This window comes from Domibacillus epiphyticus (genome assembly GCF_001975785.1).
GTDB classification, from domain to species: domain Bacteria; phylum Bacillota; class Bacilli; order Bacillales; family Domibacillaceae; genus Domibacillus; species Domibacillus epiphyticus.
The window spans coordinates 270270-290958 of record NZ_MSFI01000001.1 but is presented as its reverse complement, the minus strand read 5'-3'; the positions used below and the strand labels follow the sequence as shown (position 1 = coordinate 290958).

The 20689-nt window shown below is 36.6% G+C and carries 16 protein-coding genes and 2 pseudogenes; 5 read left to right on the top strand and 13 right to left on the bottom strand.

The genetic code is table 11. The features are described 5' to 3' along the window. Positions 1-8: 8 nt before the first annotated feature. Entirely contained in the window at positions 9-653 is a 645-nt protein-coding gene (gene nthA, locus BTO28_RS01435) for a nitrile hydratase subunit alpha (protein ID WP_076763322.1), read from the bottom strand. Between the two features lie 13 nt (positions 654-666). Beyond that, the gene (gene nthB / locus BTO28_RS01430) at positions 667-1344 is read right to left on the bottom strand and encodes a nitrile hydratase subunit beta (RefSeq protein WP_076763317.1); all 678 of its coding nucleotides are present in this window, start codon (positions 1342-1344) and stop codon (positions 667-669) included. Positions 1345-1479: 135 nt separating this feature from the next. On the opposite strand from nthB, the gene BTO28_RS17820 reads away from it, so the two are divergent. From BTO28_RS17820 to BTO28_RS17350, 3 genes and pseudogenes are all read left to right on the top strand, one after another. Beyond that, positions 1480-1686 carry an IS3 family transposase gene (locus tag BTO28_RS17820; protein WP_083711241.1) on the top strand — a complete coding sequence of 69 codons (207 nt, stop codon included), beginning with the start codon at positions 1480-1482 and terminating at the stop codon, positions 1684-1686. Positions 1687-1835: 149 nt separating this feature from the next. Continuing rightward, on the top strand, positions 1836-2168 hold the full coding sequence (locus BTO28_RS17815; RefSeq protein WP_083711225.1) for an HXXEE domain-containing protein: 333 nt from the start codon (positions 1836-1838) through the stop codon (positions 2166-2168). Between the two features lie 210 nt (positions 2169-2378). Beyond that, a pseudogene (locus tag BTO28_RS17350) lies at positions 2379-2557 on the top strand (glutathione-dependent formaldehyde dehydrogenase); the annotation flags it as partial. Between the two features lie 175 nt (positions 2558-2732). Here BTO28_RS17350 and BTO28_RS01415 read toward each other — a convergent pair. The 3 genes from BTO28_RS01415 to BTO28_RS01405 are packed head-to-tail and all read right to left on the bottom strand — an operon-like array spanning position 2733 to position 6175. After that, the gene (locus BTO28_RS01415) at positions 2733-4037 is read right to left on the bottom strand and encodes a (Fe-S)-binding protein (RefSeq protein ID WP_076763312.1); all 1305 of its coding nucleotides are present in this window, start codon (positions 4035-4037) and stop codon (positions 2733-2735) included. A gap of 1 nt (position 4038) precedes the next feature. Continuing rightward, positions 4039-5448 (bottom strand): FAD-binding oxidoreductase, encoded by a 1410-nt coding sequence (locus BTO28_RS01410; protein WP_076763310.1) that lies wholly within the window; start codon positions 5446-5448, stop codon positions 4039-4041. Positions 5449-5467: 19 nt separating this feature from the next. Continuing rightward, positions 5468-6175, bottom strand: a complete 708-nt coding sequence (locus BTO28_RS01405) for a FadR/GntR family transcriptional regulator (RefSeq protein WP_076763309.1) — start codon at positions 6173-6175, stop codon at positions 5468-5470. Positions 6176-6594: 419 nt separating this feature from the next. Between BTO28_RS01405 and BTO28_RS01400 the strand changes: the two genes are divergently transcribed. Beyond that, positions 6595-7929 (top strand): MFS transporter, encoded by a 1335-nt coding sequence (locus tag BTO28_RS01400; RefSeq protein WP_233129797.1) that lies wholly within the window; start codon positions 6595-6597, stop codon positions 7927-7929. Between the two features lie 418 nt (positions 7930-8347). Here BTO28_RS01400 and BTO28_RS01395 read toward each other — a convergent pair whose 3' ends face one another. Then, complete coding sequence (locus BTO28_RS01395) at positions 8348-8653, bottom strand: hypothetical protein (protein ID WP_076763306.1); 306 nt, start codon at positions 8651-8653, stop codon at positions 8348-8350. 182 nt (positions 8654-8835) lie between these two features. After that, on the bottom strand, positions 8836-10437 hold the full coding sequence (locus BTO28_RS01390; protein WP_076763303.1) for a DUF4084 domain-containing protein: 1602 nt from the start codon (positions 10435-10437) through the stop codon (positions 8836-8838). Positions 10438-11346: 909 nt separating this feature from the next. On the opposite strand from BTO28_RS01390, the pseudogene BTO28_RS17810 reads away from it, so the two are divergent. Then, a pseudogene (locus BTO28_RS17810) lies at positions 11347-11646 on the top strand (helix-turn-helix domain-containing protein); the annotation flags it as partial. A 928-nt stretch (positions 11647-12574) separates the two neighbouring features. Here the strand turns inward: BTO28_RS17810 and BTO28_RS01380 are convergent. The 6 genes from BTO28_RS01380 to BTO28_RS01355 all read right to left on the bottom strand — a co-directional run bounded on the left by BTO28_RS01380 (position 12575) and on the right by BTO28_RS01355 (position 20669). After that, a complete protein-coding gene (locus tag BTO28_RS01380) occupies positions 12575-15721 on the bottom strand; it encodes a serine protease (protein ID WP_158068772.1) in 3147 nt (1048 codons plus the stop codon). Continuing rightward, a complete protein-coding gene (locus BTO28_RS01375) occupies positions 15711-16931 on the bottom strand; it encodes an MBL fold metallo-hydrolase (protein ID WP_076763297.1) in 1221 nt (406 codons plus the stop codon). The genes BTO28_RS01380 and BTO28_RS01375 overlap by 11 nt, the downstream gene beginning before the upstream one ends. Before the next feature lie 369 nt (positions 16932-17300). Continuing rightward, positions 17301-18551 (bottom strand): nitrilase-related carbon-nitrogen hydrolase, encoded by a 1251-nt coding sequence (locus BTO28_RS01370; protein WP_076763294.1) that lies wholly within the window; start codon positions 18549-18551, stop codon positions 17301-17303. A 2-nt stretch (positions 18552-18553) separates the two neighbouring features. Next, positions 18554-19597, bottom strand: a complete 1044-nt coding sequence (locus tag BTO28_RS01365; RefSeq protein WP_076763291.1) for a hypothetical protein — start codon at positions 19595-19597, stop codon at positions 18554-18556. 263 nt (positions 19598-19860) lie between these two features. Continuing rightward, positions 19861-20379 carry a helix-turn-helix domain-containing protein gene (locus BTO28_RS01360; RefSeq protein ID WP_076763288.1) on the bottom strand — a complete coding sequence of 173 codons (519 nt, stop codon included), beginning with the start codon at positions 20377-20379 and terminating at the stop codon, positions 19861-19863. After that, positions 20376-20669 (bottom strand): group-specific protein, encoded by a 294-nt coding sequence (locus BTO28_RS01355; protein WP_076763286.1) that lies wholly within the window; start codon positions 20667-20669, stop codon positions 20376-20378. The genes BTO28_RS01360 and BTO28_RS01355 overlap by 4 nt, the downstream gene beginning before the upstream one ends. Positions 20670-20689: the final 20 nt, after the last annotated feature.

The window sequence follows — 20689 nt, the reverse complement described above, 5'->3', positions numbered from 1 at the left end:
TCTCCCCCTTATACGTTTGCTCTTGCAGGAGGCTGGACTTTGACTACACCGATCATAGAATCACGAGTAACCAGTTCGGCGAGTTCCTCCTCTGTCATTCCTTCTGTGCCAGCAGGTCTTTCTGGTATTACGAGATATCGAATTTCTGCACTGCTGTCCCATACTCTTATTTCTACCTTGTCAGGCAGCACTAAACCAAATTCTTCAAGCACTGAACGCGGCTCTTTTACGATTCGTGAACGGTAAGCTGGTTCTTTATACCAGGCAGGCGGCAATCCGAGCAAAGCCCAAGGATAACATGAACACAATGTGCAGCATACTACATTGTGTACATCTTCAGTATTTTCAACAACTCTGACATGTTCACCTTGCATCCCAAAATATCCGAGGTCTTTTAGTACTGTTTCTGAATCGGCAAGCAGCTTTTGTTTAAAGTCGGGATCTGACCATGCTTTAGCCACTACTTTTTTCCCGTGCATAGGACCAAGATCCTTTTCATAAAACTGGACGACACTTTCTATTGCATCAGAAGAAATAAGCCCTTTTTCAATCAGCAGTGATTCTACTGCTTTTGTTCTGGCTGACCAATAGGACTCAGGACTTGGATGGTGGTGACCGTGATGATGGTGATCATGATTATGATTTTCAGACAAAACATACTCCCCCTTATTCGTTTACTGGGATTAAATAACTCTCCCAAAGATCAATATAAACTGCCTCCTGCCCATTAACACCCCATAACTCATCCGCTGTTAACCTTACCGAATACAGGTATTCGGGACTTTCTCCTTTTCCATGCGCGTGAGCATCAGGAAAAACATGGGCATCATAAACTGCATTAATTATTCCATATTTTCCGCGCGCATATCGCGGCAGCCGTGTATGACCTGATGGGTTATGATTAATAGTTTTTACTCTACTGCCAATTCCAAACTTGGGTTGAGCTGATATTTCTCGGACAGTTGAGGCGCCGAATTTTACGACTTGCTTCATATGTTCGACCAGTTCCGGATTTTCTCTACGCGGGATTTCTTTATTGCTTTCTTTTTGATATGCCTGTGTTCGCCTGTCGAGTTCAGATTCGTCTATCATGCCTTTTTCAACCAATAATTTTGCAAGTGTAGCAGTCCAGTGGCCATAATACCCGGATGTTAAATAATCTGCTGGATTCATCCGCTCTATCCCATGCCTCATCTCATCAAGGTTAAAAAATCCCTGACCTAAGGCACCATTCAGAAGTCCAAAAGCCCTTCTTTCCCAATCCTCATGGAAAAGCACCTCATCTTCCCCGGTCACCACTTTTCCAAACCCATCCATTCCTCCTACATCGTGGATTCCATTCACCTGCATTCCTCCTATCAAAATAGGTTGCCTTTCGTCAAAGTATATCAATGGAAAATTAATACTGTCAATTTAATTTTCTGAATATTTTAATTTGAAAGAAAAATGAATTATTAAATATTCGAATTATGTTGATTTATAATTGGTGAATTTGATAGCCTGAAGCATCTTACACTTGAATTCAGTGATTATGTTAACTGGTTTAACAAGCTGCGAATACATGGAACACTAGGCTATGTAAGTCCGATTGAATACAAACGATCGTCCCTTAAAAAAGCTGCTTATAGAAGAGGCATATTCCGCACACAAGTTCATCCTTGGGAGCAGTACATGTCAATGTACTAAGAATGTACACTAAATTATCTAGCTATGATTTTGGTGAGTGTATCCCATTTAGTTTCAATCAAGTCTGAATTAAAATAAAAATACTGTTCCACTATATTGTAATGAATTTTATTTTTAATCGGGTGCTATAAAGCTTCAAGGAACAGAAAATTTATGGGAATGGAGGCTATCACTTTCTTTTCATTTTAGTTCCTGGAATATTGCTGGCTAATGGTATTAGTCATTTATTTCAATTTATTTTCTTCAAAAGCTATGTCCCAGGAGTCATTACGTCTGTGTTTATTGACTTTCCTTACTCCTTATTTACCTTAAAACACCTCATAAATGAGAATTTATTAAGCATGAGAAAGTTTTGTTTCTTTCTTTTTATTGGGTTTGTTTTACAAATATCCTTTGTGTTATTTGCCCATATGTTTTCAAAACTACTGTTTCATTATCTTCCCCTTTTTTATCAAAAGTTAAAGCGAGTCTTAGTTCAATAAGGAAAAAACATCACCAAACAGCAAGGTGACCTTTAGCCTGTCCAGTAATCAACAATATTCTTTAATAGAGCCATAAAGAAAAAAAGGTATAACTTAATTTTTTGATATACTTTTGTATATTAAAAACTGCACCCCAACTGTTAGTTACAACTAACAGTTGGGGTGCAGTTCAGGTGTCCAAAGCTCTTTTCTGTGTAGCTGTTTTATAAGCGAACAGGTCAGGCACCCGTTATCCACCGCATGCCTCTTTGTATCAGCTGATCGCGGAAGGCAAAGTAGATCCGGGTGATGTGGTTACCCACATTCTTCCGCTTGATCAAGCAAAAAAAGGCTGTGAATTGTTTGTTACAAAAACGGATGACTGCATAAAAGTTGTATTGAAACCATAAAAACAAAAAAGAAGCGCCCTCGCCATGAAAAGCTGAACCCCGGTAGTTTAAGGCCTCTTTTTATTGTCGAACAATAATTGAATAAGTAGAAAAAGGCTCATAATTACCTCGTTGTTGACACTCCCACGGCTACAGCCGAAAGCCGCGGGAGTTTCAAACAGGTTAAAAATACAATTCATGAAATTCCAGCTGTTTCAGCAAGATACTCGATTAAGTGCAGTGCTCTCACAGACTGAGAAAGATTTTCACGCTCAATACCCAGCTTCATCTGCAGCAGACATCCCGGATTGGTCGTAACTACGACGGATGCTCCGGTCGCTTTCGTATCTTTCATTTTTTCATCGAGAATCTCCATAGATGCATCATAGTTAACGATGTTATAAATTCCTGCTGAACCGCAGCACATGTCTGCCCGCTCCATCTCTATCAATTGAACTCCTGAAATACTTTTTAAAAGTTCTACAGGCTGTTTAGTCACTTTTTGCACGTTTGTCATGTGACAGGAACGTTGATACGTTACCCGTTCTTTCCGTTTTGATCGCAGATTTGGCAAACCGCCACAAGAAATCAGTACTTCGCTGATGTCTTTGGATTTTTCAGAGAATGCCGAAGCTCTAGCTGCCCATTCCTGATCACTTGCAAGTAAATGACCATATTCATACAGCATAGCACCACATCCTCCTGCATTATTCACAACAAAATCAACGTTCTCTTCTTCAAACGCTGCAATGTTTTGCTTAGCCAGACGCTTGGCTTCTTCCATTTCTCCAGAATGCGCGTGCAGCGCCCCGCAGCATGTTTGTTTTTGTATAACGACAACGTCACAGCCCGCTTCAGCTAGCAGCTCAATCGATAACCGGTTGATACGCTGAAACATAGCATCCATAATACAGCCAGTAAAAAAGGCAACCGTGTATTTCTTTTCTCCTTTTGCTTTTATTCTGTCAGGCGTTTTTTTGCGCTCTTTCGGCGAAACGGCCTGTGGCATGACCGCTTCGAATGCCCCTAAATGATAGGGCAGCTTGTTTGTCATACCAGATTTATGGGCTGCTTTTCGTACTCCGCTTTTTTCATAAAGCCAAACGGCATTACCCGTTAATGTCATAGCCTGCCTGCTTGGAAATACTTTTTTAAACATGGCGTTTCTCAGCAGCCGGACAGGAACAGAAAATGTCTTTCGTTTCACAATCGCTGCCCGCGCTGCTTCTAAAAGAGACCCATATTGAACTCCAGTTGGACATGCTGTTTCACAAGCGCGACAGCCAAGGCACATATTCATTGGCTCTTCCAGAACAGATAAATCTGTTATTTTTCCTTCCCCGACCATTTTGATCAGGTTAATTCGGCCGCGCGGAGAATGTGTTTCTTTCCCCATTGTCATATATGTCGGACAAACCGGCAGACAATAGCCGCATTGTACACAGGCATTTGTTTTTTCATACTGTAATTCTTCTTTTAGTTGTTCGAGCGTTTGCTTCATCTTAACTCAACTCCAATTTCTGCCCCGGTTCAGGGAATATTTTTCCGGGGTTCATGATGTTGTTTGGGTCCCACACTTTTTTTATGCGCTTCATCATCTCCAGACCGGCTGTACCCAGTTCCATTTCCATGAATGGGGCTTTCATTAAGCCAATACCGTGTTCCCCCGAAAGTGTTCCGCCGAGTTCCACTGCTGTTGTAAAGATCTCAGCAACCGCCTGCTCAACACGGCGCATTTCTTCCTTGTCGTTTTTGTCGCAAATAATGTTAGGGTGTAAATTTCCATCCCCTGCATGACCAAATACAACAAGGTGTATGTTGTACTTATCACGAATTTCTTGAAGCCTTTGGCACATTTGCGGAATTTTGCTTCTTGGCACCGTGGCATCTTCTGAAATTTTAGTTGGTTTTATACGGACGATAGCTGGCGACACCAGCTTACGGGCCCTCCAGATTTCTGCTTCTTCAGCTTTGTTTTTTGGAATACGAATTTCCTCAGCACCAACCGAATGGCATAGTTCATTTATCTTTTTTACTTCGTCTTCCAAAGCCAGAGGGTGCCCATCCAGTTCAATTAAGATAATGGCTTCAGCCTCTGTTGGCAGGCCTAACGGTTCGTAATTTTCAACCGCTGTAATAGAAGACTGATCCATCAGCTCCATTTTTGAAGGCAAAATCCCTGCCGATAAGATTTTTGAAATGGCACTTCCTGCATCAACAAGGCTGTTGAACACCGCCATAACCGTCGCAGAAGCAACGGGTTTTGGAATAAGCCGAAGTATCGCTTTTGTAATAATACCCAGCGTTCCCTCTGATCCGACAATCAGTTTTGTTAAATCATAGCCGGTTACGTTTTTTACTGTTTTTCCACCTGTTTTAATAATCTCCCCTTCCGGCGTGATCACTTCCAACCCAATCACATAATCTTTGGTTACTCCGTACTTTAATCCTCTGGGCCCGCCTGAATTTTCAGCCAGATTGCCTCCAATGGTAGATACATGAGAACTGCTTGGATCCGGCGGATACATAAGCCCTCTTTGTTCTGCGGCTTGATGGACAGCGGATGTCAGTACACCTGGAGAAACAACGGCAACCAAATCTTCTTCATAAATTTCAAGCACATCGTTCATAACAGATAAATCAAACACAAGCCCTCCTTTTACCGGAAGAGGCCCCCCGCTCAAAGAAGTGGACTGGCCACGGGGATAAACCGGAATCTGCTCGCGGTTTGCCAGTTTCACGAGAGCAGCGAGTTCTTCCACACTTTTGGTCTGAATGACCGCATCCGGCAAAAACGTGCCGAAAGAGCCGTCAAATGAATAACTAAAACGATCACTTTTATCTATTAGGACTCTTCCTTCTTTCACGATGTTTTGAATTTCTTCAATGTGCTTCTGTTTAACCGCTTTCATTTTCCGTCTCCCCTTTTGTCTATACTGTATAGTCTCTCAATAATAAGCTTAATTTCTTTTCCGCATTTTTAAGATGAATCACGCATTGAATCTTGGCCAGTTCCGGTTCTTCTGCTTCAATGGCCAGCAAAATATTATAGTGTTCTTTATAAACAGCCTCACGTCTTTGTCTGAGTTCTACATTTGGACGCAGGGTAATGTCTAAAGATCTTTTATATAAAGAAGACAAGTTTTCCAACGTTTGAATCATAATGGGATTGTGTGTCGCCAAAATAACAGAACGATGAAAATCGATATCTGCATCGATTGCACTCGTACCTTTTTGAAGCGACTCATCTTCCATTCTTTTTAATATTTCTTTCATTCGTTCAAGCTGTTCTGGTGTACGTCTGAGTGCTGCTAAGTAGGCTCCTTCAGGCTCCAAGATTTTTCTCATTTCAAAAAGATGCTTAATACTTTCGACATCATCACTTTCTATTCGTACGCGCTGCAGCAATGTTGAATTAGTTGCCTCCTCTACATAAGTCCCCCCGCCCTGCCGTGAAGAGACCATACCTGCAGCCCGGAGCATACTCAATGCTTCGCGTATAGGCACTCTGCTAACACCAAACTGGGTAGACAACTCCATCTCAGTGGGCAGCTTTGATCCGGGGGGAAATGTTCCGGATTCAATCTGGTTCAATAATTCACGAGAGATGACTTGCGAGATCTTTTCCTTTTTTGACATGTTTTGTTCCTTCCTCTCTCTTCATTGCAACAAGAAATATTGCTTTATTTATAACAAATTTGTATAACAAATTTCAAGTAATTTGTTATACATTTATATTTTAATTTTTCTAAAAATTGATTTACAAAGCTTTATATAGGCTCTATAATAAATAAAAATAGTAAGCAAAACAATATAATCCATTAAATTTGTATAACAAATTATCGAAGTTCCATACATTATTCATACAAATTTTTTCATAAAGTTATTCTTCTATGAACTGTATTACCATTGGACTTTGAAAAATTTCTACCCTTTTTTGTAAACCCTTACATAGCAGGTGGAATCCGTTATAGATAAATGAGATTGTTTTTGTTTTGTGTACTTATTTTAAGCAGGAATTCACGGTCTTTTCATTATGAACATTAGGGGGAATCAGAGTGAAAGATTATTCAAAAGATGTAGAAAAACGAACCATCAAAAAAGTAACTATGCGTCTCATCCCATTCCTTTTTATTCTGTACATCATATCTTATCTGGACAGAGCGAACATTGGATATGCGGCCTTGGACATGAATGCGGATCTTGGCATCACAAGTGAAGTATTTGGATTTATTTCTGGTATTTTCTTTATTGGTTATTTCTTGTTTGAAGTGCCAAGCAATATCTTACTGCAGCGTTACGGTTCAAGAGTGTGGATTGCACGGATTTTGATTACCTGGGGGATCGTCTCTGTCGCTACGGCCTTTGCACAAGAGGCTTCTCACCTTTATATTATCCGCTTCCTGCTTGGTGTCGCTGAAGCCGGCTTTTTCCCTGGAATTATTCTTTATTTAAACTTCTGGTTTAGAAAAAAAGAACTCGCCCGTACCATCGCTATGTTTATGACTGCTATTCCCGTATCTTATATTATCGGCGGGCCATTATCGACATGGATTATGGATAACATTGAGTGGCTTGGTGTTTCAGGCTGGCGCTGGATGTTTATTTTAGAAGGCTCTCCAGCAGTCATTCTAGGAATTGTTACATATTTTTATTTAACAAATAAACCTGAAGAAGCAAAATGGCTTTCTAAAGAAGAAAAAACCTGGCTGATTGAAGAACTTCGTAAGGATAAAGAAGAGCATGAAGGAAAGAAAGAAGTGCAAGAAAAAGATCATAAAAAAGCGCTTACTGATAAAAAGGTGTGGCATTTGGCGATCATTTATTTTGTTTATATTTCAGGAAGCCTTGGTGTTGGCTATTGGATGCCTCAAATTATAAAAGAACTATCAAGCTTTTTAAGCAATACTCAAATCGGTCTTATATCCACGATTCCTTTTATTGTGGCTACAATTGCGATGAACTACTGGGCAGTACGCTCTGATCGAACTGGCGAAAGAAAAATGCATTCGGCTATTCCACTGGTCATTGGAGCTCTTGCTCTAATTGGAGCTGGATTAACAAGCAATCCATTTCTTTCAATGTTCTTCCTTACTCTGTCTCTTGCTGGAATGTATTGCTTTAAAGGACCATTTTTCGCACTTCCGTCCATGTTATTAACTCCATCCACAACAGTTGTAGGTATTGCTGTCATTAACTCTATTGGAAATCTGGGCGGTTTTCTTGGACCTTATGCTGTAGGGTTGATGAAGGACTCAACCGGCTCTACAGGTGCAGGACTTATATTCCTTAGCGCCATGCTCCTGATTGGCTTCGTATTAGTATTATTTATTAAAAACAGTTCGGTACAAGCCAAATCAACCAGCCAGAAAATAATCAAAAAAACAGTTTAGTTTAAAAGATATCCCTGTAACACATGCTTTCATAACATGAAACCCGTTTCTTCGGCAAGCTATTGTATATGTTTACACAACTAAACATAGGAGCAGAATGATTAAAAACTATTATTTGTGAATGAAGGAAGTTGACTTTTGTGAAGCAGTGGTCAGTGGTGTGCTGCACACCGCATTTATGCGATCCCTTTTAAAGGTCTTGTAGTAAAGACAGGTTCACAAAGCATTAAAAGAAAAGCAAACAGCCCAATTCTACGGAGCGGAGAACAGGATACTTGATTCTTGTTCTCTCTTTTATTTATCATCTTCGGCGAGAACACCCCCCACTTCAAGCTTGCCAAGTGGGGGGATGAATCGTTGCTCTTTCAGTCATTCTTTTTCCTTGAACGCTCTATTGCTAAAATGGTGTAAAGCTAATCTATAAATCAAGGTAATCACTTGATGAATTTCGAGTTTTTTTCGCAAATGATTTGTGCAGGAGACCTAATATAACTCTCGATGCAATATCTATGTGATTTCCTCTTGTTATTTCATTTAAAAGGCTGATAACGTCATCTATTTTTTTATTACTCGATAACGAAACCTCGTACAATTGATAAGGAATTCCAGAAGATTCCAATAGTAATATCGTTAAATCAACCCATTCAACTACTTTAGGCAGTTTAAAATACCCTATTCCCAATCCAAGTTGATATGCAGCCACCTTCTCCGACAAATTCAGCATTTCTTAATCCACCGTTCACGAATAATTTGTTTTAATTTTAGCATATTTTATTTCAACTAAACTGCTCCATTAGTTAAATAAGAAATCAACATTGTTCTTTAACAGAGCTAAATATATATATTACTTACTTATTTATTTAGCTGTAGCACCCGTTTGCTTCATAACCCCTCAGTTTTAATGAATCAGTTTTGGGTGTATTCTGCTCTGAATAATTGATAATTATTTCTGCCAGACTCTTTTGCCTGATACATGGCTGTGTCTGCATGCTGGAGCAGCTGTTCAGCATTTGAAGCATCAGAAGGAAATCGCGCTATACCTATGCTGATGGAGAAACCTATTTGGGTATCTTCTTTATAAAATGGTTTAGCCAGGGAATGTTGTAATTCTTCTGCAATCCTTGCCAGCTCTTTTTTATCTTCGGCATCCTCTATAAGAACAGTAAACTCATCTCCACCTAATCTTGAAATGAAATATTGCTCTTTCGCAAATACTTTTAACCGTTCTCCGATTTCTTTTAATAACAAATCGGCAACAGAGTGGCCATACGTGTCATTAATGGATTTAAAGCGGTCCAAGTCAAAGAAAAGCAACGCTAAGGAGCTATCTTCTGAACGGGCCTTATCAAGCAATTGATTTAATTTCGCTTCAAAGTATCTTCTGTTCGGTATATCACACAAAGCATCATAATTTGCCATATGTTCGATATGGTTAACCATTCTTCCTAATTCCTCATTTTTAGCCGTTAGTTCAGCCGTTCTAAGAAGTACCTTTTCTTCTAGAACAACGTTTGATTTATTTAATTTTTTTACCAAGGAATCATTCTCCCATAGGATGACAAGTTGTCTGATGATAATCAGGATAATTGCAACCGAAAATCCAACAGAGAGACTATTCATATTATTATGGACGAGTTGGATACTTAACAACATGATAACCGCTAAATAAGGGAGTATTCTGCGAAAAGAAATATACTCAAACTTAATTGTTTCACTATCTGTAGAGTTCATCGATCCGTCCGCTTCTTTTTCAATTACAAAAAGAAAACTTGCTGATCCTAATAACAGATATGTTAAGGCCCATAATGGATCTATCAGGTTCCCTGAAGAATAGGTGTTTAAGGTCACTTCAATCATATAGGCTGTATCAGCTAAAATGAGCACACCGAAGGCAAGTAAAATTAAAAAAAGAATTTTACTTGGGAGCACACTGCTAAATTTAGAACTGAATATAAGGCTCGTCATTATAGATAAAAGCAGTAAATCCAAAATAGGATAGCCAACATAAACTAATACAAATATACTTAAAATCCCTTCCCGTTCTAGTACAGGCTGAATAATAAAGTACCAGCTTAACGTGATGGCCACAGTCATGATAATTAGAATATCAAATACAAAACGAATGAAATTCGTATTTCTTTTATTCTGGTTGACTTTAATCAACACAGCAATCAACTGAAACAGCATCGCGAGCAGATAAAACAAATCGGACCAACTCGGAAAGATCACTTCTTTTTTTAGAAATAATTCGTTGTAGAACCAGGTTAATTGCGCAATTAAATAACTTTGAGCACCTGCGAATAAAAAGAACCAGAACAGTTTGTTATGACCATTGGATTTATAGAAAGCCATATATAAACAAATAGCGCCTAGTAGTGGTGCACCAATTGAAAAAAAGCTTGCAACCATTTTAAAATATTCATTGTTTTGAAAAAGCGTTAACCATAAATAATAACCAAAAATGTAAGCTAATATAAATGGAAAAAGGATGTAAGGAGTTTTCCCCATAAGTTTTTCCTCCAAAGTGATATAAAATAATTTTTTTAAGTGTTATTATACATACAAACATTTATGTTATCGATAAAAAAATTCCTTACATAACTCTCTATCTTTCCATTTAGACACTCTGTTAACTTGCTAACATTCTTGTGTGATTTTCTAATTCTCATAACGAATCACTTCCTTACACCTCCCACATTACTACAATAACCCTCCTTCAACTAACTTGATCCATTATATCCACGAGATTTATAGAATTTTATTAAACACTATAAAACTTTGTCAATGTTTGTCGAAAAAATCATTATACAGACTAGGGTTAACTGGAGTTGAAGTTATTTTACGGCGACGAAAAAAATTCTGCGCGTTACGTGTAGACTATTGGGTAGCTGTGCGGGAGTGATACTATTACTGGCCCTGTTTTTTGGAAAGGAGCCCTTCTTTAATCTGCTACTGCTTCTATCCACCTTACTATTCGGCTTGGTACCTTATACCGTTTTTCAGCACTTTTTAAACGAAGAAATGCGCGGTTTTTCGGATTAAGCATTACAGTTATTATTGCATTGATTTATTACAGTGCCCCTGTTTTAGGTTTTTCCTTATTTTTCATCCCACCGATTTTTGGCATGTTGTTTAAGAAGATAGCCTATTTTTTGTATTCGTACATAACGACCGTGCTCTGCTATTTGCTGGTCATATGGCTCCATCCAGAAATGACATTTTACATTGTGGACATCATCTTCCAACTTATTATTTTTTTTGGTTTATTTAATCCTGCTCCACTATGCAACGGTTATCATGGCGAACGAAGAGAAGAAAAATAGCCTATATACGAAAACCATGCAGGCCTTAATCATTGCGGTTGAAGCAAAAGATTCCTATACCGAAGGGCATTAGAGATCTTTCTCACAAGAAGTTGCAGACAGATTAAGTATTAACCGCTCCACGTATGCTCGGTACGAACTAAGTAAAACTCAGCCAGATTTTGAAACGCCTGAAAAAATAGCTGCTTTCTACGATGTTACGACTGACTATATAATTAAAGGAAATATTGATAATGCAATCAGCCTTGCCGAGGATAAAAAAGAAATGTTGGAATTTTTCAAAAACCCCGAGCTAAACCTTTTCTTTAAAGAGATGAAAGAAGCCCCCGAAGATCAGCTGGAGGAAATGAGACAGATCTGGGAGGTAATTAAGAAGCGAGGGCTTAATAAATAACTACTTTAATCAAAAAACTATTTTAAATTTATGTGTATAATAAAAAAAAGCCCTTGTTTTAAGGGCTTTTGGCTTCTAACTGTTTCGCAATATAAAACTTGCTGCTTCCAATATTTCTTGTGTTTCATGGGGAAATGCGGAGATATCTATAGCCTCATCAAGCCACTCTCTCTTTAGACGAAGTACATTTCCTTTTGAGGAAGCTGGCGCAGATCTAAAGTATTACCAGAAACGATTGAGTCATGGAGGAATTGAAATAACCGCTGATGTTTATGCCCATATTTCAAAGAAATTAGAGGAACAGCAAATGGGCAGGTTTGAAGAATATACAAAGGACATTTTCGGTCAAAAACACTCTTAAAAAAAGATGGGCAAATGATGGGCAAGCCGTAAATAGACTGCTTATCTCCGTCATTTGCCCATCAAAGAAAAACCCCTTGAAGCCATACGGCTCAAGGGGTTGGATTTCTTAGTACATTGACATGTATTGCTCGCGCTCCCAAGGGTGAACTTGTGTGCGGAATATACTTCTTCTTTTATAGCTTTAAAACAGCTTAAAAATCCCTTGAAAAATCAGTGTTTTTCTTCTCTACAAATTCATTCCTTTTCATACCTTTTTCTTTTTATGTGGGTACTTCGTGGGTGTTATTGCTATTTTTTATTTTCACCCACAATAAATTATTACTTTTTATTAGTCTTACAGACGAGGAATGAACAGCATTTTTCCTGTTAAAGTGCTTGTAAGGGTTGCTTTCTAATTTCAGATCAGTTTTGATTTAAATTAACTATCAGAACAATATTTTTGCATCCATTCATTTCAAAAGCCATATCTACTTCTTGATCCGTTTGAGGATAAATGAACATACCTTTCATAACATCCCTTAACTCTAATAGAGATATATAAATTAGTCTCTTTCCTTCTTCAACATTATTTAAGATATGGATAAAAATTTCTTTCGTAAAAGTCCTTTCGGCCATCATTAAACATTTCAAGTCGATTATCTTCATGTATTACTTTTAATAGCGGAAAGAAATCAATATCCAAAGTAGACTTAGGGTCCTCATCAATTAAAGTATTGGATATAAAATGGAACGCTAAAATCCTCTGTTCAATTAATTCTGAGTCTAAAAGTTTTGTAATGCACTCAATATATTGTTTCTTGAAGTTTTTTTTCTTTGAGTGATTTAAATGTTTATAATAAGCTCCATATGCAATAGCACTATTACTTCTTAATATATGTCCGATGATTTTAAATTTATTATCAGCTTTAACCCTTTCTAAATAATAAAAATTTTCCTTTAACAATATTTCATGTAATAAAAGTCTATTGTCTTCATTATTTTCAATTAATAATCTAAATAAAAAGCGCAAAAAATATTCAATAAAAGTTGCATTCGAATTTTTACCTTTTTCCGACCCAGTATTCATGCTTTCCTTTATCTTTTCTAAGTTGTCGCCTAAGAAAATAATTAGATGATTTTTCACAATCTCTTCCAAGCTATATTGTTTTTCGGTAACGATCCGAATAAAATTTTCTGCTGCAATTTTTCCAATCATTTTACTTATATTAGTATCCGAACTGCAAATAAACTCAGCCATACACCTTTTAAATTTTGTCAGATTATTTAGCTTACCAAATATGCTTTTACATATACCATTAAGATAACCACCTAATTCATGTTCTGAAACTTTATTTAAGTATTTGCTTAGTACTATACACTTTTGAGGAATTTTTGCATTTCTTGCATTAGTATGCAGTAAAAAATACATCAAACCGAAAGTTTCCTGTTTGTTTAAAATTAACTCCCCCTTTTCTAACAATTCGAGAAAAATTATTTCTTGGCAATTAAAACTTGTCTTTATTCCAACAAAAAATAATAATCCTTTTTCACTAGTACTATTTAATACATCTGTAATTTCTTGATTAAGAATTTCAGAATTTTTTTCAAAATCTGTGTCTAGGTAAAGAATTTCATAAATAAGCAAATCATCTTTTAACTCTACAAATGAATCTCGCAGTAACGAAAACTCCGACCAGTTATCTCTTGATCTAAACTCTAAAAGTATCTTATATGCCCAGTATAGTTTAAAAACGAATTTAACAATTATATCTTTACGGCTTTCAATATCATCCTCAAACTCTACAATTGCTTTACTAACAAGATGCACAGAACGCAATTCAAAATAACAATGGGCTAAGCTCTTAAATAGATCATTTAATTCACTTTCTGAATAAGTTAACTTTTTATTTTTTATTACAAAATTTACTACTTGGTTAATTTCATTATTAATTTGTACATCTTTTTCTTGAAACGGCAAATCTCTTTCAGAATACTCGACCATTTGTTTTTTCTTAATATCAGAGTACCTTTTAATAAAGTTAAAATAACATATATTATGCAATTCTTTTTCATTTTCATTAACAGTATTAGCGTAGACATAAGAAATTAAAGGGTTATTCAAAAGCATTTTTATATTAGTAATATTTTGCGGAAACTTTTCTATCACTTTTGTATCAATACCATAATTATTTAATATTCTATGACACACTTTATTTTCACTATTTATTTTACTCATACTCACAAATAAATTAGCATCATCGAAATTATTAGAAAAGCAATATTTTTCCAAAAATCTACTATTGTCCATAATCAAATACTGATCAAATTCATTTATAGATAAACACCAGCTAACCCAATCAAATTTTGTATACATCACAATAGTTTGTTTTATATCGTCATAATGTTTTGCACTAGAATTACATAAATTCTGTAGATCATCAATGATAAAGATTACTTTAAAAGTAATTCCTACTTTTTTAAGATTGTTAACAAAGTGATTAACATCAGATATATCATTAAAATTAGAATTTAGGAAATGATTAAGGCTAAATTTTATTGCTTCTCCAAATCCTTTATCTTTTATTTCATTAATGCTTATCGGAATTCTAATAGAATAGTATTCTAAACCTTTCTCACTTTGGTAGGACGATAGTATTGTTTTTAGCAAATGGGTTTTCCCTGATCCTGATTCACCAGTAAGCACCAAGACTTTGTTATACCTTCTCTTTAAAAGATTATATAAGTGAAATAATAATTGTCTGAAGCCCTTAGTTCTTTTGTCATCAGGTATTTCTTCTAAAATCAAATCAACCGTTTTGCGCATACTACTCTGAAATTCTTCATAGGGCAGATCTAATTCGTATAGCTCTTGTAATTTAATAATACTCTCTCTTAAAAAGGCGTTACTATTAAATTCCTTTGAGATAGTATTGATATGATCTATTATTTTTGATTTCCACGTGCTTATTTCAAAAAATTCACTAAAGTACGAGTATTTTATCAAATCATTATTTAATTCAGAAGGAAAAGGTAAAGTCATACTATTTTCAAGATAAAACCGAACTTTTATATGATACATTTTAAGCATCTCTTCAAGTTCGTTACTCGGAGATTCAGCTACCAGAGAAGTGTTGTCTGTAAAAGTTATATTAAGCTCCGTTAGCAATTCTCGAGCGAACTTTATGCTAACCGCACCTAGTGTCCCTCCTGGCATTTTATCGGAAAGCACTGCAACCACTTCTTTATCTACAATAACAGCTGAGCCAGATGCACCGAAAACAACATATTTAGGATCAGTAATATCCGGTTTCCGACAATCTAAGTCAAGATCATATTTGGAGATATGCTGTTCCACAAACATCGAAACCTCACCAACGAAAGTTTGCCCGGGTGTATCTTTTGTGGCCGGAAAGCCAAATGCCTTCCAAGGAAGGTCATAGGGTAATTCTTTTGCGGTCAACTGTAGCGGTTCTATCTCTTCTAAAGGCTTATCTAATTGAAGAATAGCCAAATCAATGCCTGTATCAATTTCGTTTCTTGAATTTAGTAATTTGGCACTTCTATTACCTGTTTCACCAGGTAATGAAAATTCAAGAAATATAGATGAACCTTCAACATATCTAGAAACAACATGATAAGCAGTTATTGCAAGTACAGGACTAATTAAAAAAGCGGTACCGAATTTCCCTCCACATTCTACGTGTGCTGTAGCCTTCTTTATTTTAGCGTCCATTTTTTTCTCCTTCATTGTCAGCATCTTCTATCGGTATCCGAATTATTTCGCCAAAGCGACACAAGTACTTGTATTTATCCATCCAATCATCCCGAAGCAGGCTTTTAGAGGTATGTGTCTCATAATTAAAATATAATTTTCTGATGGTTTCATACGGAGAATGGAGTAAAATACGTGAAACTGTTTCCATATGTGGATGCCCATACTTTCCGGAAGCCGAGAAAATAAACCGTTCTGAAGAGATTTGCTTCACAAGTTCACTACATGTATTTCGCTTACTTCCATGATGCGAAACTTTCACTGCATCGAAGTATAACGGATGTTCTGGGCTCATTTCTGGGTATAGTGCTTGAAGCTGGTGTAGTAATACTGATGGTGGCGAGTCAGCAAGGAACAATATTCGTTTATTAAGAAATTCCAAAATAAAAGTTATAGATGATGCATTAATGACAGAAGGATCCTCAGAAAATCTCCCTTCATTAATATCTAAGGATCCTCTTGAAATTGACTCTACATCATCAAAAACGTACTCGTCCTCTAGATAATGGGAGGCGTAGAAGATGGCATCGTCTAAAATCTCATCATCATTAAATATGATCTCAGGGAACTTTCTTTTTAATTCTTCAAGCCAAACTCTTTGTAATGCGGCGATTTGTTCAACGGTAGGAGTTAAAACCGTGATTTTCACTTCTTGGTTAATGATAATAGGCTTTTTTCTCTCTATGACTGCCTGACCATCAAAAGCACAATTCCAAGGGTAATGATGTTTATATAGCATACCTGCGACCGTTGTACCATCTGTTGCACTAATCTTTGTTTCTTCATTAGTATCTGAAATGACGATTTGCCGAGCCATTGAATTCCTAACTCTTTCGTTAATATCTTCTGCAGTGCGTTTGTGAGAAAGATGCCGGTAACTATTTAACCATATATCCCTAACGCTTATTTTATTTGATAAAGCATGACTGCCGTTGTCTTTTAAAAATGGAAGAGCACCACCAATATGGTCATCATCAACATGTGTCAAAACGAGCAAATCCAAATGCTCTCCTCGACTTTGAATTTCTTCCAATCGCTTCTGCACGCAATCTACATAAGTATCTTTTACTCCAAGATCTATCAAAATATTTGTCGTTGTTTCCCCTTCACATGAAACAAGTATACAGTCCCCTCGGTTAGCCTTAAACACTTCTAGTCTAATTTCACTCACTTGATCGCTTCCTCCTGAAGATATTTGATAAATTCACGCTATTAAACAAATAAATTAATAATTATTGTGTATATTCCTGCTATATTATTAATTATTCCATATATTATCAGTATAAACATACCGCTTAAAAGGCTGATTCCCAATGCCAAATTACAATAATGATATTTCACAAGTATTTAAGAATTTACTTTTGATATGATCGTACCAATCTTTTTAAGTCTTCTTTCGTTTGACTACACCATCTGAACAGAAAAATCCGTATATATGATCTCAAATAATTAAGGGATCTACATCGTAATTTTGCATGGTCAATAAAAGTGTAGTCTAAACAATTGGCCATGTTTTAATATAATTAATAAACATTATGGCTTATAAGCCTACTAGCTCTTCATATTTCTTTCTATGCTTTAATGCAATACCGAGCATATTATTTTCACCCTTTTGGTAAATACTTGTAATACCGTACATATGCTGAAGGTCATAACCGATTTGATTGGCCGTGCTCTTGAATAGCTGCACATCTTTGTAACGATTTGTTTTTGCACCTATTAAAAGGTTAGGTGCTGCCACTACAGCAGCAAACCGGCTTTCTATAACTCTAAGTTTTAACAAAGCAATCGTCTTTCCTAAATCTACCTCTTGGTCCGTTACATAAACAATGATTTGATGGGTACCTATATGCTGGGGCTGTTTATACAAATATATGCGATCATACAAATCCTCATAATTTGCTATATGCACTTGCACATTCTCTCTCCCTTTAGTGAGATGTAAAGAATGCTCCATCTCATTTGAATTGTCTGGTAAAGACGATTTGATCGTGCAAGAAGAAAAGTCAATTACATAGTCAGATTGTTCATTTGTGCCTACCGTAAATTGATCATAGACTTTATTGCTATAATAAGGCGATGTTTCTTCTAAGTAATATTGCTCCTCTATTGTGGAGAAAATGCTAAAAGCATGTTCCTTTTCCCCATATCCTTTTATGTAAGAAGGTTGTAGTTTATTTCCCTGATAATAACCAATACGATCAGACGGCTGACTCATATTTACTCGGTTGCCCATTGTACAGAAAACATAAGAGTTCAGCTCAATTGATCGTCCCTTTAACAGGTTGCACCATTTAGACATCTTTACATTGCCACCCGACAAATTAATGAGTATATCCACACCTTCTTGCTCCAGGCGTTCTGTTACTAAGGGAAAAAACATATCATGGCAAATATATACCTGAATACGCTCGTTATTTAAAATAATCGGTGCGTATATCGACTCTAGTTCTGCATTTGTAAACTCATAATCAAATATTGTCGTCATAGCCGTTGAATGTTTTATAAAGTATTTATCTTCTGTTTCGCCCTCTTTTGGGTCCCAGTTTACATAATAAGCTCTTTCTGAACCATCTGGCATCGATAAGCCGGCTAATATTGGCTTATTTAATAAATCTGCTATATACTCAACAGCTGTCCATGCGTCGTCTCCATCATCTAGTTGAATAAAAGCTTCAGGAAATACTACTAAATCCACTTGCTGCTGTGTAAGAATATCCTTTATTTCGTTATAAAGTTTTTGGTAGCTATATTGATAATCTTCGTAAGGCTGCACCAATAAAATTTCCATATTTATAGCTCCTCTACCTGAATATGCTCAATGTTTTGCATACCTAAATGATGCTTGTATGTTTCAATGTAGGGTCCCATCTCTGCGGGTGCTACCACCCAGCCAAATTGATGAAAGTTCGTTAAATTCATAAGTCCACCTAATGCATGCTTTGACTCTTTCATTTCAATTTCAATGCCTAGCAACGGGAAATACAGTTCTTCTAATTGTTTATCTAATGCGTACTGCAGCAGTGGGAAGTGAACTGCATCACTTTTTAAACGCAATGCGATTTCTTTTAAGAAATCGACAAAGCCACCGCCGATATAAAAACCAGCTACTATATCAATTTTTGGTTTATAATAATATTGGCTGTCCTGTTTCACATCTTTTTGCTCGAATGAAACAGGATCAAAGGTGAACTGCTTTGAAGGCATGTATTTTTTATCTAAGTGGAAAGCCCACTTAAAATAGTCTGGTGTAAAATCGTAGTCAATTTGCAGATTTGATTGGCCAAGCGTATAGAATAGCTTCTCTGCTACTGGAATAGAGCCTTTTTCCCCGCCTGATCCTTTTAATCGCGCTTTCTTTTCTGCATTCACCCTACTGAAAGTTTTTTCAAATTTAGGTAAATTCTCCAGCATACAAGCATCAAGTAAAAATAATGGACGCTCTCCCATCACTCGTTGTATAGTACGGACAATTTTCATAGCACGTCTATATGTGTCATTTTCTTTTCCTGCGGCTGCATTATCAACAACCAAAAAGTTAAAAAAACAAGGCGACAGCTTTAGATTCCCGACATTACCCAACTGATTTTTTGAAGAAGTTGTTGAACCTTCAATTTCGAATGCTGTGAATGGAATGTATTGACCGTCAATTAACGAAGTGCTGAGAATCTCATGCACAGCAAATTCTGACACATCTAACAGCCAAACGACATCATACCTTGGAGCATACATGCCTTGCACTTTTTTAAACGAGTATTCTTGTTTCACATGCAAACCGAGCTCCTGTCCTATCTTACATAGCTCCGATTGTATCGATTTTGTAGACAATTTAGACATTATTTCCCCTCCATTATAAATCTATTATATACCACCTCATAAATACTGGAAGTGAGAGTGTCTGAAAACTCGTGAAAAAGGACCTAAACCAACGATTTCTACTTAGTTATATGTCTTAGAACTAAACAACTCATTATTTCGAGTAACTTTTATGAGTTTCTAGAATTTTTTGCTTAAAAACATACAAAAGATCACTCCTAAAGAAGTGACCTTTTACACTGAAACCTTTTTCCCAAAAGAGTTTTCGTTTTTTATTTCATTTATCATTTATTATACTGGTTCACCTTCATACTAACTCTCCATTGACGAAATATCATCTTCATTGAAAATTGATGCTCCTTACAAAGCGCCGCGACCAAATTCAGAATGCTGGCCGCCATATCAAGCAGCTCTTTCATCAATTGCTGAATCTCTTCCTTTTCAAGCTCAGAATGCTGGTCTGCTGATTTGAACCAGCATATTTTCTCAATACTCTTCATCGCTTTTTCGGTTTCCATCTTTACTAAATGAACGAGGGAAGCTGCCCTATGATCGATATAAGATCCGTCTAGATAAGGAATACTAACCAACCCTGTTGTTTCTTCCCATGCTTCAAAGTAAAATTGCGGATCATCCAATGCCTGCGCTACTCGTGGATACATATCTTTTGGAAGGTTTCGTGTTCCTCCCTCATATTTTGCTATCGATTCTTTAGAAATAGTCATTTCTTCTTCTTCTGAAAGTGAACGCTGTGAATGCCCCGTCCGTTTCCTTGCTTCGGCGATTTTTTTACCGATTGTCATACCAAACTCCTCCTTTTCTTGCCGGCTAAATATTGTTCTTCAAACCATACCAATAAAAACTCTTCTGTCTCTTTCGCTGGATAATACCACTTGGAACCAATCTTATGTTTCGGAAAACGCGGATCATGAAAAAATGTTTCTTGAATGGTGTTCCAACTCATACAAACACGGCGCTTTAATTCTGGTGTGTCCCAATAAACAAGTTCTTTATCAGCTGCTTCTAGTTTTTTTTGCACTTCTTCACGGTAAATCTCTAAAAGCACTTCTTCATCAATTGATACAGAAATCATTATCGTTCCTCCTTTTGCCT

Coding starts and splice junctions, on each gene's coding strand:
- BTO28_RS01415 (WP_076763312.1), bottom strand. CDS start 4,037: ATGAAGCAAACGCTCGAACAACTAAAAGAAGAATTACAGTATGAAAAA.
- BTO28_RS01410 (WP_076763310.1), bottom strand. CDS start 5,448: ATGAAAGCGGTTAAACAGAAGCACATTGAAGAAATTCAAAACATCGTG.
- BTO28_RS01405 (WP_076763309.1), bottom strand. CDS start 6,175: ATGTCAAAAAAGGAAAAGATCTCGCAAGTCATCTCTCGTGAATTATTG.
- BTO28_RS01395 (WP_076763306.1), bottom strand. CDS start 8,653: ATGCTGAATTTGTCGGAGAAGGTGGCTGCATATCAACTTGGATTGGGA.
- BTO28_RS01390 (WP_076763303.1), bottom strand. CDS start 10,437: ATGGGGAAAACTCCTTACATCCTTTTTCCATTTATATTAGCTTACATT.
- BTO28_RS01380 (WP_158068772.1), bottom strand. CDS start 15,721: ATGGACGCTAAAATAAAGAAGGCTACAGCACACGTAGAATGTGGAGGG.
- BTO28_RS01370 (WP_076763294.1), bottom strand. CDS start 18,551: ATGGAAATTTTATTGGTGCAGCCTTACGAAGATTATCAATATAGCTAC.
- BTO28_RS01365 (WP_076763291.1), bottom strand. CDS start 19,597: ATGTCTAAATTGTCTACAAAATCGATACAATCGGAGCTATGTAAGATA.
- BTO28_RS01360 (WP_076763288.1), bottom strand. CDS start 20,379: ATGACAATCGGTAAAAAAATCGCCGAAGCAAGGAAACGGACGGGGCAT.
- BTO28_RS01355 (WP_076763286.1), bottom strand. CDS start 20,669: ATGATTTCTGTATCAATTGATGAAGAAGTGCTTTTAGAGATTTACCGT.